This is a genomic window from Pseudoflavitalea sp. G-6-1-2 (assembly GCF_012927185.1).
In the GTDB taxonomy this organism is placed as follows: Bacteria; Bacteroidota; Bacteroidia; order Chitinophagales; family Chitinophagaceae; genus Pseudobacter.
This window is the reverse complement of the sequence record NZ_JABBGB010000003.1, coordinates 955,747-968,117: the sequence shown is the minus strand read 5'-3', so window position 1 is coordinate 968,117 and position 12,371 is coordinate 955,747. Positions and strand designations below refer to the sequence as shown.

The following is a 12,371-nucleotide window of genomic DNA, read 5'->3' as shown; positions in this document are numbered from 1 at the left end:
GATTTGCAAAAACCTTCAACCAATGAAACTCCTGTCCATAGCAGTTCTCGCGGTTCTTCTGGCAACAGCCTGCAATAACAGCGATCAGACTTACAAACAACCTGAACTGAATACCAGTGCAGAGCTGACGGATATTCAGTGGATCGATTCCACCAAAAATCTGGGTAAGATCACCGAAGGACAAATGGTAGAAGTGGTATTCAGGTTCAAGAATACAGGCAAGAAGCCTTTGGTGATCAGAGGCGTTCATCCCGGCTGCGGATGTACAGTGGCCAACCCTCCTGCCGAGCCGATCGCTCCGGGTGCAGAAGGCGAGATCAAAGCTACTTTCAACAGCAAGGGCAGAGAAGGCAGCAACCACAAGGAGATAGATGTGGAAGCCAATACCAACGGAACACAATCACATAAAGTATCTTTCGATGTGGAAGTAGTACCGCAAGCGAAACAATAAACATACTATTCAAACACAAATTCTCAAATTCAATACAATGACACAGTTAGCGATTTTTTTACAGGCACCATCAGGAGGATCAGCTTCCATGATGAACTTCGTGCTGTTGGGCGGTATGATCCTGGTTTTCTATTTCTTCATGATCCGTCCACAAGCCAAGAAAGCCAAGCTTGCCAAACAATTCCAGGAGAACATGCAGAAAGGTGACAAGATTGTTACCATCGCAGGTATCCACGGAACTGTATACAAAATGAACGAAGATGGCACCATTCAGCTGGAAACCAGCCCTGGCAGCTACATCAAAATCGAAAAGAGCGCCATCTCCATGGAGTGGACCAACAATATCAACAAAGCAGCAGCTGCAACGCCTGCCAAGTAATTCATCACAGTTATAAAGTTTCTGGTCCCGACTGAAATTCAGTCGGGATTTTTTTTCATATTGCATCTTCAATTACTCCCTGATTATGAAAAGATCATTACCCCTTATTCCTTTGCTATTGCTTTTAATGAATATTCAGTTATTGGCACAGGAATACATTCCCTACAAAAGTTATCTCACCTCAAACGGCGTTTGGGGACAACCAACCGTGCGTTATCAGTTGGTAGACAATTACCTCTTCTCAGGTACAAGCCGCTTTACTGTTACCTCCGAAACAAGCAGCACTACCAATTCGCCAGCCCTGCTGTTCGACGGATCTTACGAAAGCCTCGCTGTAACAGTGCCGGCAGGCGAAACAGGCAAAATCACCGTTGATTTTACCGGCAGAGGTTTGGGAAGTATCGCCTACCCGGGCGGGAAAGTCTATGTTCATTTTTACTACACTGGCGTTCCTCTTTCAGTAACCGGCCGTGCGCAGAAGAACGACGAAACCTGGTACGACATTACAGACTGGAGCAATATCTCCACTTTTCCAAACTATGCCGTATGGAGAGGAACCACACCCGGTAACTGGAACTACCTGAAAAAACTGGAGTTCACCATTACTGCCAAACCAGGCGCACAGGCCGTTGTTGCTGAAATAGAATATGTACCTGACAGGCCCTCCAACGAGTTTGGAGTACTCACTAAATTTGCTCCCAACTCCTTATACAAAACAATGACCTGGAGAGATACAGCACATGCACTCACAGCACAGATCACAGAAACCGGCAATGGCTATTTCAAAGGCAATGTAGGCATCAACACATGGAACCCTACCACTAACCTTCATGTAACAGGTTCTTCCATCATTACGGGCAATGCAAAACTGGGATCCCTTACGGTGACCGCAGGCGCGGGTGCCGGCAAAGTGCTTACGAGTGATGCAACAGGTAACGCCACCTGGCAAACACCTGCTGCCGGAGGCAGTGGCTGGGGACAAGGCGGTACCACCGTGGGTGCAGTGAAACTCTTAGGAACCATCGATAACTTCGACCTTCCCATCATTACCAATAACGTTGAAAGAATGCGCATATCCAGCAACGGTAATGTAGGTATCGGCATTAACAATATCGGCACGGATTACAAGCTCTATGTATCAGGAAATATCAGAGCAAGAAAAGTGAGAGTCGATCAGCAAAACTGGCCCGATTATGTGTTCAGCCGCAATTATCAGCTGATGCCGCTCAGTGAGCTGGAACAATTCATTGCAAATAATCAGCATCTCCCGGATATGCCTTCGGCAAAAGAAGTAAGCAAGGAAGGGCTCGATGTAGGGTCCAATCAGGCAGCTCTGCTGAAAAAAATTGAAGAGCTCACACTTTATATTATCGAGCAGAATAAGAGAATCGAAGCACTCGAGAAAGCAGCTAAAGCTGGAAAATAACAGCAGATACACAACTGAATACAACAAAAATCCCCGGTCAGATCGACCGGGGATTTTTTATGAATATTACGTTCATCTGAAGTCAGCTATTATTGAGCAACCTGGTACGTAATTTCCAGTTTGGGTCTCTTTTCGGCATAAGGCACGCTGTAGCTGCCTACGAAAATGCGGGAGTTGTAAGTAACCTCATTATCCAGCATCATATGGAAACCGTAGTTGGCATTGCCATTGATCTGGCTCGCTACCATCCCTTTCACGTCCAGATTAAGATCCAGTCTGCTTTCGTTGGTAGTAGGCACAGTAACCTTATTTGCTTCAGTAACCGGAATTGGCGTAGCCCAATTAAAGGCTGACGGGTTCCAGTTGCCATTGATCTGTCTGATGGTAAATGAATTGGATGTACCATAGTTCGGATCAACATGGTTGCCATTCAATGGAGCTACCGGATATGAATACAAAGCCAGCTTTGCACTCTGCACCACTGCATTGGCAGGGATCTGGCTCATATCGAACTTAAGGGCCATTCTGTTATTGAAAGTAGCACCATCCCATGTCCATGCACAAATTACAAATTCAAAATTATCGCCCTGAGCCCACGAGTCTGAACCACGCAGGTTCAACTTATACTCTGCAGTGTTATTTATCGGTTGCAGTGTAAGAGTTTTGGTAACCACATTGGGAACATTCACGAAAACAGAAACCGTATCAACTCCGGTTGCTCCATTGTTGTCTGTTGCCATCAACTGGAATACATATCTACCGTTGGACAGCCCCATCACTTTGGTAGAGGGAGAACCTGCATTCAGGATAGTAGAAGCGCCAGGGCCCGAAACCTGGCTCCATAAATAGGCCACCACATGGCCGTCTGAATCAGAAGCAGAACCAGTTAGCGTTACTTCCGGAATCTTTACGTTTTGCGTTTGACCGGCATCCACTACGGGAACTTTGTTTAAAAGAGTTTCCTTCGTACAGCTGATCATCAAAAGTGGAATGCAGAGGCCAAGGAATATGGCTCTCAAATAGAGTCTTGTGTTGTTCATTGAAAGGGGTTTAAATAAAAAATTGCTATCGCGGCATTACAGAAAAATGAGTTCCATGGGCTGTAGGAAAGCGTCATCTTTCTGAAATAAATATACAGAACAGGTGCGCAAATTACAATTTTTCTCCAATTGTTTTCTTTAATTTATCAGACATCAATACCCGTATTTTTACCCCGAATTTTTACCAGCGCCGCAGTATATCGGCTCCTTTAGCTAACTTAGTCCCATGATCAGCATTGGCATTACCGGCGGCATCGGCTCAGGCAAAAGTACTGTTGCAAAAATCTTCGAAGTACTCGGCATTCCTGTCTACTATGCCGATGATGCTGCAAAGCGGCTGATGAATGAAGATGCTTCACTTCGCGAAGCCATCATTGCAGCCTTCGGCGCTGAAAGTTATGTGGATGGTCAGCTCAACAGAAGTTATCTCTCTTCGGCAGTGTTCAACAACAAAGAAAAACTGGAACAGCTGAATGCACTGGTACATCCTGCCACCATTCTCGATGGCGAGAACTGGATGCTCCGCCAAACTACTCCCTACGCGCTCAAGGAAGCAGCGCTATTCTTCGAAAGCGGTTCCGCATCATCCCTCGATCTGGTGATCGGCGTATACGCTCCCACTGCACTCCGCATTCACCGCGCCATGCAGCGCGACAATATCTCACGCGAAGCAGTAATCGCACGCATGAGCAAACAGATCAACGAAAACATCAAAATGCGCTTATGCGATTTTGTAATCGTGAATGATGAGCAGCATCCCGTACTTCCTCAGGTGCTTGCACTGCATCAGCAACTGCTGAAACTGGCAGCGGCTAAGAACTGATCCACTCCTGCATTACACGCAGATCGCAGCATGCGCACATATGATGTTTTTGCCTCATTCCACTCATCCATTCCTTTTGTTGTTTGTGGTGCAATCTGCTATATTTAGCCACAAATAAACACTGCATGAGAAAAACCCTGACAGCCCTGGCGTTGTGCAGTCTGCCATTTGCATTGGCGGCGCAAAGCCCTGCTGATTACAGCAATCATCAGCAACAGAGCAGGCGGATACAAGCCATTCAGGCTGCTTATCCCGGCCTCGTTCAAGTAAAATCGATCACTAAAACATCCGGCGGAAAAGATATCTGGATGCTCACCATCGGCACATCCCCCGCTTCTGCCAAATCAGCCATCGCAGTTATCGGAGGTGTGGAAGGCCATCACCTGCTGGGATCGGAGCTCGCTCTCGGTTTCGCAGAAAAACTGCTCGCCGGCAGCAAGTCGGATTCCATCAGCCGCCTGCTCAGCAACACTACTTTCTATGTGTTCCCGAATATGAGTCCGGATGCATCCGAGCAATATTTTTCCAAACTCCGTTACGAACGTCAGGGTAATGCCACCATTACCGACGACGACCGCGACGGCAAAAACAATGAGGACGGATTTGATGATCTCGACAATAACGGAAAGATCACGCTCATGCGCGTAGAGAGTCCCATGGGTGAATACAAGACACATCCTGATGATGCGCGTGTGCTCATCAAAGCAGATCTTTCCAAAGGAGAAAAAGGACAATACCTCCTCTACACCGAAGGAACCGACAACGATAAAGACAGCCGCTTCAACGAAGACGGCGAAGGCGGCATCTGGTTCAACCGCAATCTCACGCACAACTATCCCCCCTTCGTTCCCGGCTCAGGAGAGTTTGCCGTTTCCGAATTGGAAACACGTGCATTGCTCGATCAGCTCTATGAACTTTTCAATGTATACGCAGTAGTGAGTTTCGGAACAAACAACAACCTGTCCGTACCATTCACTTACAATGCGGCAGCTGCTTCGCAGAAGCTCACCAATGGTTATCAGGAAGCAGATGCAAAGATCAATGCGAGTGTGTCTGATCTCTACAACAAAACAGTAACGCTGAAAGATGCGCCGAAAACCACGCCTACCGGAGGCGACCTGCTTTCGTGGGCGTACTATCATTATGCGCGATACAGTTTCAGCACACCCGGCTGGGCGGTTCCCAAAGCCAAACCAGACACCGCCAAAAAAGAAAAAGCATTTTCAGTAGAAGATGCCTCTGCCAATTATCTGAGATGGGCGGCACAGCAGGGAATCACCAATACATTCACGGACTGGAAACCCGTATCGCATCCCGATTTCCCTGATCAGAAAGTGGAAGTGGGCGGGCTCGATCCCTATGTGCTGATCAATCCTCCATACAAATTAGTACAGCCTATCGTAGATCAGCATACGAACTTTCTGGTGAAGCTCGCGGGATATCAACCAACTCTCGAACTGCTCAATGTGAAAACAGAAAAACTGGGCAACGGACTTACCCGTGTAACACTCGATCTCACCAACAAAGGGCTGCTGGCCACACATACCAAAATGGGTGAGCGCAATTATTTCACCAAACGCATCACGGTGAAAGTAAATACCAGCGGCAACCAATCGGTCGTAAGCGGAAAAAGCAAACAACTGCTACCAACGCTCGAAGGCAACAGCAGTCAAACGCTCAACTGGCTGATCAAAGGCAGCGGCAAACTGCGCATCGAAGCGGCCTGCCCTACTTCCGGCAATTCCGGAATCGACATCAACCTCTAGTGTTCACGCGTAAAAACTGATCTATGACATTCAGCATACGTTCCATCATCATATCAGCTGCACTGGTAACCGGCATGTCCGTTCAGGCGCAGCAACCCAATCAGGTGTTCAAAGCATCCGGCACACCGGTGAATCCCAAGGTTCCCGTGAGCTGGAACCGGTACAACGATCATGCAGCCATTACAGAGATCGTAAAAAAACTGGCAGCAGCGCATCCCAATCTCTGCAAACTGGAGTCGCTGGGAAAATCGTTCAAAGGGAAAGATCTCTGGTGCCTCACCATCTCCGATCTCAAAAAAGGCGATGCCAACCGCAAGCCTGCGATGTACATCGATGGCAATATCCACTCCAATGAAGTACAGGGCAGCGAGTTCGCGCTCTACACTGCCTGGTACCTGCTGGAATCCTTTGCGGACAATGCTTTCATCAAAGACCTGCTGGCAGATAAAACATTCTACATTGTGCCAACTATCAACCCGGATGCGCGGGATTATTTCTTTCATGAACCCAATACTGCGCACTCACCACGTTCGGGCCTCATCCCTATCGACAACGACCGCGATGGAACCATCGACGAGGATCCTTATGATGATCTCGACAATGATGGCAGCATCACCATGATGCGCCGCAAAAATCCCAATGGCCGCTGGAAACAGGATCCCGTTGATCCACGTAAAATGATAATGGTTGGTCCCGAAGAAAAAGGCGAATACGATATGCTCGGCGCCGAAGGCATCGACAACGATGGCGACGGATTGGTGAACGAAGATGCGCCCACGCATCAGTACGATCCCAACCGCGACTGGGGCTGGAACTGGCAGCCGAATCCCATTCAGGGCGGCGCTTACAAATATCCTTTCTCCATTCCTGAAAACCGCGCTGTGATGGAGTTTGTGATGAAACATCCGAATATCGCAGCAGCACAATCTTACCACAACTCCGGTGGCATGATCCTTCGCGGTCCCGGTGCCATCGAAGACATCGGCACATACAATCAGGCTGATATTTCCATCTATGATTTCCTCGCTAAAAAAGGCGAAAGCCTCATGCCCGGATACCGCTACCTGGTAGTGTATAAAGATATGTATTCGGTGTACGGAGGTGAGCTCGACTGGTTTTACGGAGGCCGTGGCATCTACACTTTCTCCAACGAACTCTGGACGGGCTACCTGATGTTCAACAAGGGCAATGATGAAGAATCAGGCGCGCAGGATCCTTCGTATATGTTCGATCGTTACCTGCTCTTCAAAGATGCATTTGTTGAATGGCATGCCTACGATCATCCGCAATACGGAAAGATCGAGATTGGCGGATTCAAGAAAAACTTCGGCCGCATGCATCCGGGTTTTCTGCTCGAAGCAGATGCACATCGCAATATGAGCTTTAGTGTTTTCCATTGTTATCAGACACCGAAACTGAATATCGACAGCATCATGGAGCGCGATCTCGGAGATGGATTGAAAGAAGTAACAGCCATCATATCCAACGAGCGCGTTATTCCTACGCATGCGAGTCAGGATTTGAAATACAGGATCGAAACACCTGATAAAGTAAGTATCAGCGGAGCCAAAGTGCTGGCCGGAATGGTGGTGGAGAACAGGGATCTGAATATTTCAAAAGAGCAGAAGAACGATCCGGCGAATATCGAGGTATCGAATATCCCCGGCGTGAGTACGGTAACGGTGAGATGGATTGTGCAGGGTGCCGGCAGTTACACCATTACAGTAGACAGTAAGAAAGGTGGATTGGTGAGCAGGAAGAAGTAAGCCTGTCCTATATTAAGTTATTGTTAGGTGCACCAGATTGGTGCACCATTTTTTTGCACCATACAGCAGGCAAAGTAATTTCGTTTCGTAATCATTCCTCCTGCCTACAGCCACTGATCCTTCAGTGCAGGATGCATGTAACGCATCATTCATAATTCCCATCCACAACCTGTTTTATGAAAAGGATTTTATTTTATGTGATTGCTGCAGTGGTGGCAGGCACATCGTGCAGTAAGAAAAACGATCATTCAACAAACCCCAACCTGCTCACCGGCATTCAGTACAATCACCAATTGGTTGAGATCGAATACGACAAAAACGACAGACCAGTAAAGTGCCATTTTCGCAGGAGGGAATTGAATGTATTGGAGCCTGCGCATTCAACAGCAGTATTGATCTGGGATAAAGATAAACTGGCTCGTGTTGAATATCTCGGCAGGCAACCAGGCACCAGCAATTTCGTGTTGGGAAACACCGCTTATTTTACCTACGATGGCAACGGACGGATCATCGAAAGGAAAATGTCCAATTCCGTTAGCAGTGCTGGGCAAATGGCCTATTTCAAATACAATGAGAAAGGCAGACTGAGCAGAGTGGATGTTACGCTGGGGTCTTACTATGGTTTCAGCATATTCAATTATGATGCACAGGGAAATATCACCAAACTGAATTACTCGGATGGCGCCAGCAGCGGCACATACAATTATGAATATGATACGAAGAAGAATGTGCTGAGCGAAAATAATCTGGGAGAATTGCTGTACAGCATAGAAGTGTTACCCAGCATTATGGGCGAACCGGCGATTTATCTATCGAAGAATAATCCGGTGAAATTTACAGAAGTAACGGTGAACGATAACGTCAGAGTGGAGAGCACTACCGATTTCACCAATCAATTTGAACCGAATGGCAAACTAAGTGCTTATACCATTAACAAAAAGGAAATGCGTTACAGGAATGATATGCTGCAGTATACTGAGGTTGGTTCCGGCGAAGGAAAGTATTTTTTCAACAAGTATCAATAATAAAGGACAATTCTGATAATTTGCAAAGGCTCCGGTAATGTCCGGAGCTTTTTATATGCCAATCGTGAATAAGCAAGTGATAGCAGCTGACAAAGAGTGTCTCCATATTTGGATTTCTGCAAAAAATAATGCAACTTACCTCTAAGGATCCTGCTTCAGCCTATGATCTCTCCAGGCAGGATAAAACGTTCCTTGTTATTCATCCATTCAAATCAAGGTTCAACTACTATGAAAAAGGTTATCCTGCATGCTTTTTTTATACTATTGGCAATTACATCCTGCAGCAAAAAAAATGATAAGAACGGGGTCGAAGAACCAGAAAAGATCCCTCAAATAAGCCGAATTCAGTTCGACAATCAAATCATCGATCTTACTTATGATGAACAAAACCGGCCGACAAAAAGCAATCTCCGCACAGAAAACGACAATGATCCACTTTACTTCAATGAGGTCGCAGTTTTTACTTACAACAATACAACAGCTAATTATCCGGAGAAAATTGAATACTATTTCAAAGACAATCTGAAGGATGAATTGGAACATCTGGAAACCATCTATTTTGAATTCAATTCAAAAGGGAAGCCGATCAAAAAACGAAATACCTATCGGGATATCCCAGTAGAAAGGCATTCAATTTATCAATATGATGAACAGAACAGATTGATCAGATCAGAAACCACTTTTGGACCAGATACCGATATCGAAACCTACAAATACAACAGTAAAGGCAATCTTATCATAGACAACTATAGCAATACAGAGGGAACAGGCAATTTTGAGTTTGAATATGATAACATGAAAAATGTACTTGGAGAAAATGGTCTGGGAGAATTCTTTCTTATCGCTGATGTGCTGCAGCAGGTAAGAATAGACAAAGCATTGCTGTTGTCAAAGAATAACCCTGCGAAGTTTCATAGTATAACTACCACCTTCAACAGAAAAACAGAAAAGCTTACAAACTTCCTAAATGACTATTACCCTGATCACAGACTGAAAATTTTTTCATTCATCACCAAACAAGATGATTACACTAATGATTTGCTGGTAGAAACCCGGCAATATGGAGGAGCCGGCACCTATATTTTTAAGAAGTAAATAAAACAAAAAAGCTCCGGCAATTGCCGGAGCTTTTTTGTTTTATGCAAGAAGTTTCTTACTTCAATTTTGCCAGTGCTTCACTGATTCTCTTCCATCCTTCTTCGATCTTCTGCATGCTGTTCGCAAAAGAGATACGAATACAGGTAGGCTCTCCAAATGCACGGCCGGTTACAGTAGACACGTGTGCATTGTTCAGCAGGTACATGCAAAGATCATCGGCATCTTTGATGGTTTCATTACCATCGCTCTTACCGAAGTAAGCGCTCACGATGGGGAACACATAGAATGCGCCATCGGGCTCTGCCAGCTGGAGGCCGGGAATAGCGGCGATGATATCGAGTACTCTTTTCTTTCTTCTTCCGAATTCCTCCACCATTTCTTCTGTAGGACGAAGACCGGCAGTGAGCGCCACAATCGCAGCACGCTGCGTAATGGAGTTGGTACCGCTGGTGAATTGTCCCTGGAGTTTTTCGCAGGCTTTCACCACATCAGGATGAGCTGCTACATAACCGAGACGGTATCCGGTCATGGCGAAACCTTTGCTGAGACCATTGAGCACAATCACGCGGTCTTTGAGGTCTTCGAACTGAGCGATGCTCTCGTGCTTGCCTACAAAGTTGATGTATTCATAGATCTCGTCGGAGAGGATGAATACTTTCGGATGCTTGCGGAATACTTCTGCCAACCCTTCCAGTTCAGCTTTGCTGTATACAGAGCCGCTTGGATTACAGGGTGAGGAGAAGATGAACAATCTGGTTTTATCGGTGATCGCTGCTTCGAGTTGAGCAGGTGTGATCTTGTATTTGTTTTCTACAGAAGTGGGAACGAGTTTCACAACGCCTTCTCCCAGCTTCACAATTTCGGAGTAAGTTACCCAGTATGGAGTGGGGATCACTACTTCATCGCCCTTGCTCACCGTAGCGAGTACCACGTTGGCGAGGCTTTGCTTGGCGCCTGTAGATACGATGATGTTCTCGGCTTTGTATTCGAGACCATTGTCGCGCTTCAGCTTCAGGCAAACCGCTTCGCGGAGTTCAGGATAACCTGCCACAGGTGTGTAGTGGCTGTAGTTGTCGTCAATTGCTTTCTTAGCAGCTTCCTTGATATGTTCGGGAGTATCGAAATCGGGTTCGCCCAAACTCAGGTCAATTACATCGAAGCCTTTGGCCCGCAGTTCGCGGCCGAGCTTTGCCATTTTCAACGTTTCTGGTTCGTTGAAAAGATCTAAACGGGTTGATAGTTGCATAATGTTTGTCTGTTGCTTGCTTTACGTGAGCCGCAAAAGTACGGAAGAACGCCGAATCGGGTTACCGGATTCTCACTTATCATACAACAATTTGAACTCATTCAAATCAGGCGCTGTTTTTCGGGGTCTTTTTAATTCATATTCATAAATCACGCGTCCGAGCTGCTTCATAAATGGAAACCCGACGGTCTCGTAGTCGTACTGACTGTCGTTGAACACCCCATCTTTATTGCTGAGGATGGTAGCTGAGAGCATGAACTCGATATTTCTGTCGAAGTCTGCGAAGTAGGCCACATCTACCAGAAAGCCGTATGCATCGCCGATCTTGTTGAAGATGCGGAACTGTTTGGGCAGACTCCCCTTCTCCCCTCCATAATAAAGGTATTTGCAGTAAGCATCCTGAAAGCTGGTATCGTAGGGAGGATACACAGATTCCTGCGGGTACTGGCTCATGTATTTCCACACAAAACGATAATCGTCTGCATCTATATCGAAACGCTGCGATTCAGGAATGGACTGTGGAAAGAGGATGGATTTCAGCACGCCCGTAAGGTCTTCGAGACTGATGCGGTTCTTGCGGGAGAAATCAAATGGCTGATGAACGATGGCGCCATCCTTCTCGTACCCAATGCCGAGGGAATCGTGCCGTGGCTGCGGAGCGAGTGTGCTCACCTGCATGGGCTGATGATAAATGGTATCGCCTGCGGCGCCGAGGAAGGTAACCGGATTGGTATGCCTGTTCTCATCGGCATTCATCACCACTTCGAGATGATGGACGATCTCAGCCGAGCTGTATCCTTTCTTCCTCAGCTCATCATTCAGATATTGCTGGCCAAGGAATTCATACAAACGGTTATACGCATCATTATCGCTTGTCATGAATATCTTTCTCAGGTACTGCGCAATATTGGGGCGGCCGTCGGGCGTAGTGGGATCGTTGAACACCGCGGTTTGTTTGCTGTACGCACTGTCGGTGATCATGGTGGTGTATTTGTTGAGACCCGGTTTGTTCAGTTCCCTGAGCCGCTGCAATGCCAGCAGAGCAGTGGGCATTTTGACGGTGGAGGCGGGATAGAAGTATTTATTGGGATCCACCTGATAATAATATGGTCTGAATGAAGGCATATTATTGGCCCCCCGATCGATCTGCGTATAGATGATCTGTACCCTGTATTGGTCGGGATTTCGAAGAATGGAATCGAAATACTGCGGGTATTGCGCTAAAACTGCCACGAGCAGAGAATCAGTTTTTCCGGTTGGGATGGCAGCCGGAATTACAGGCGGGGGCTGCGTTGCAGCGGAATCAGCGATTCGTTTTTCGGCGAGCTTTTGTATCTCTTTCTGCTGTTTA

The 12,371-nt window shown here is 46.7% G+C and carries 11 protein-coding genes; 8 read left to right on the top strand and 3 right to left on the bottom strand.

Annotation, left to right across the window (positions count from 1 at the left end; translation table 11 throughout):
- Positions 1-22 precede the first annotated feature (22 nt).
- The 3 genes from HHL16_RS21295 (at position 23) to HHL16_RS21285 (ending at position 2,256) form a co-directional block, all read left to right on the top strand.
- A complete protein-coding gene (locus HHL16_RS21295) occupies positions 23-451 on the top strand; it encodes a DUF1573 domain-containing protein (RefSeq protein ID WP_169427357.1) in 429 nt (142 codons plus the stop codon).
- A gap of 37 nt (positions 452-488) precedes the next feature.
- Complete coding sequence (gene yajC / locus HHL16_RS21290; protein ID WP_169427356.1) at positions 489-830, top strand: preprotein translocase subunit YajC; 342 nt, start codon at positions 489-491, stop codon at positions 828-830.
- A gap of 85 nt (positions 831-915) precedes the next feature.
- On the top strand, positions 916-2,256 hold the full coding sequence (locus HHL16_RS21285) for a hypothetical protein (RefSeq protein WP_169427355.1): 1,341 nt from the start codon (positions 916-918) through the stop codon (positions 2,254-2,256).
- An 89-nt stretch (positions 2,257-2,345) separates the two neighbouring features.
- On the opposite strand, the gene HHL16_RS21280 is transcribed toward HHL16_RS21285, so the two are convergent.
- Positions 2,346-3,296, bottom strand: a complete 951-nt coding sequence (locus HHL16_RS21280; RefSeq protein WP_169427354.1) for a DNRLRE domain-containing protein — start codon at positions 3,294-3,296, stop codon at positions 2,346-2,348.
- A 226-nt stretch (positions 3,297-3,522) separates the two neighbouring features.
- Between HHL16_RS21280 and coaE the strand changes: the two genes are divergently transcribed.
- The 5 genes from coaE to HHL16_RS21255 all read left to right on the top strand — a co-directional run bounded on the left by coaE (position 3,523) and on the right by HHL16_RS21255 (position 9,771).
- Positions 3,523-4,119, top strand: a complete 597-nt coding sequence (gene coaE / locus HHL16_RS21275; protein WP_169427353.1) for a dephospho-CoA kinase — start codon at positions 3,523-3,525, stop codon at positions 4,117-4,119.
- Between the two features lie 125 nt (positions 4,120-4,244).
- Positions 4,245-5,885, top strand: a complete 1,641-nt coding sequence (locus HHL16_RS21270; protein ID WP_169427352.1) for a M14 family metallopeptidase — start codon at positions 4,245-4,247, stop codon at positions 5,883-5,885.
- Positions 5,886-5,908: 23 nt separating this feature from the next.
- Positions 5,909-7,651, top strand: coding sequence for a M14 family metallopeptidase (locus HHL16_RS21265; RefSeq protein ID WP_169427351.1), 1,743 nt, complete (start codon positions 5,909-5,911; stop codon positions 7,649-7,651).
- A 176-nt stretch (positions 7,652-7,827) separates the two neighbouring features.
- Positions 7,828-8,676, top strand: a complete 849-nt coding sequence (locus HHL16_RS21260; RefSeq protein ID WP_169427350.1) for an RHS repeat protein — start codon at positions 7,828-7,830, stop codon at positions 8,674-8,676.
- A 228-nt stretch (positions 8,677-8,904) separates the two neighbouring features.
- Positions 8,905-9,771, top strand: a complete 867-nt coding sequence (locus HHL16_RS21255) for a hypothetical protein (RefSeq protein ID WP_169427349.1) — start codon at positions 8,905-8,907, stop codon at positions 9,769-9,771.
- A 58-nt stretch (positions 9,772-9,829) separates the two neighbouring features.
- On the opposite strand, the gene HHL16_RS21250 is transcribed toward HHL16_RS21255, so the two are convergent.
- Both HHL16_RS21250 and HHL16_RS21245 read right to left on the bottom strand, forming a co-directional pair.
- The gene (locus HHL16_RS21250; protein WP_169427348.1) at positions 9,830-11,020 is read right to left on the bottom strand and encodes a pyridoxal phosphate-dependent aminotransferase; all 1,191 of its coding nucleotides are present in this window, start codon (positions 11,018-11,020) and stop codon (positions 9,830-9,832) included.
- Positions 11,021-11,092: 72 nt separating this feature from the next.
- Complete coding sequence (locus HHL16_RS21245; protein ID WP_206022518.1) at positions 11,093-12,253, bottom strand: serine hydrolase; 1,161 nt, start codon at positions 12,251-12,253, stop codon at positions 11,093-11,095.
- Between the last annotated feature and the right edge of the window lie 118 nt (positions 12,254-12,371).

Bases quoted from the DNA above. Each gene is read 5' to 3' on its own strand.
- yajC (WP_169427356.1), top strand. From the start codon at position 489: ATGACACAGTTAGCGATTTTTTTACAGGCACCATCAGGAGGATCAGCT.
- HHL16_RS21255 (WP_169427349.1), top strand. From the start codon at position 8,905: ATGAAAAAGGTTATCCTGCATGCTTTTTTTATACTATTGGCAATTACA.
- HHL16_RS21295 (WP_169427357.1), top strand. From the start codon at position 23: ATGAAACTCCTGTCCATAGCAGTTCTCGCGGTTCTTCTGGCAACAGCC.
- HHL16_RS21270 (WP_169427352.1), top strand. From the start codon at position 4,245: ATGAGAAAAACCCTGACAGCCCTGGCGTTGTGCAGTCTGCCATTTGCA.
- HHL16_RS21280 (WP_169427354.1), bottom strand. From the start codon at position 3,296: ATGAACAACACAAGACTCTATTTGAGAGCCATATTCCTTGGCCTCTGC.
- HHL16_RS21260 (WP_169427350.1), top strand. From the start codon at position 7,828: ATGAAAAGGATTTTATTTTATGTGATTGCTGCAGTGGTGGCAGGCACA.
- HHL16_RS21250 (WP_169427348.1), bottom strand. From the start codon at position 11,020: ATGCAACTATCAACCCGTTTAGATCTTTTCAACGAACCAGAAACGTTG.
- HHL16_RS21265 (WP_169427351.1), top strand. From the start codon at position 5,909: ATGACATTCAGCATACGTTCCATCATCATATCAGCTGCACTGGTAACC.
- HHL16_RS21285 (WP_169427355.1), top strand. From the start codon at position 916: ATGAAAAGATCATTACCCCTTATTCCTTTGCTATTGCTTTTAATGAAT.
- coaE (WP_169427353.1), top strand. From the start codon at position 3,523: ATGATCAGCATTGGCATTACCGGCGGCATCGGCTCAGGCAAAAGTACT.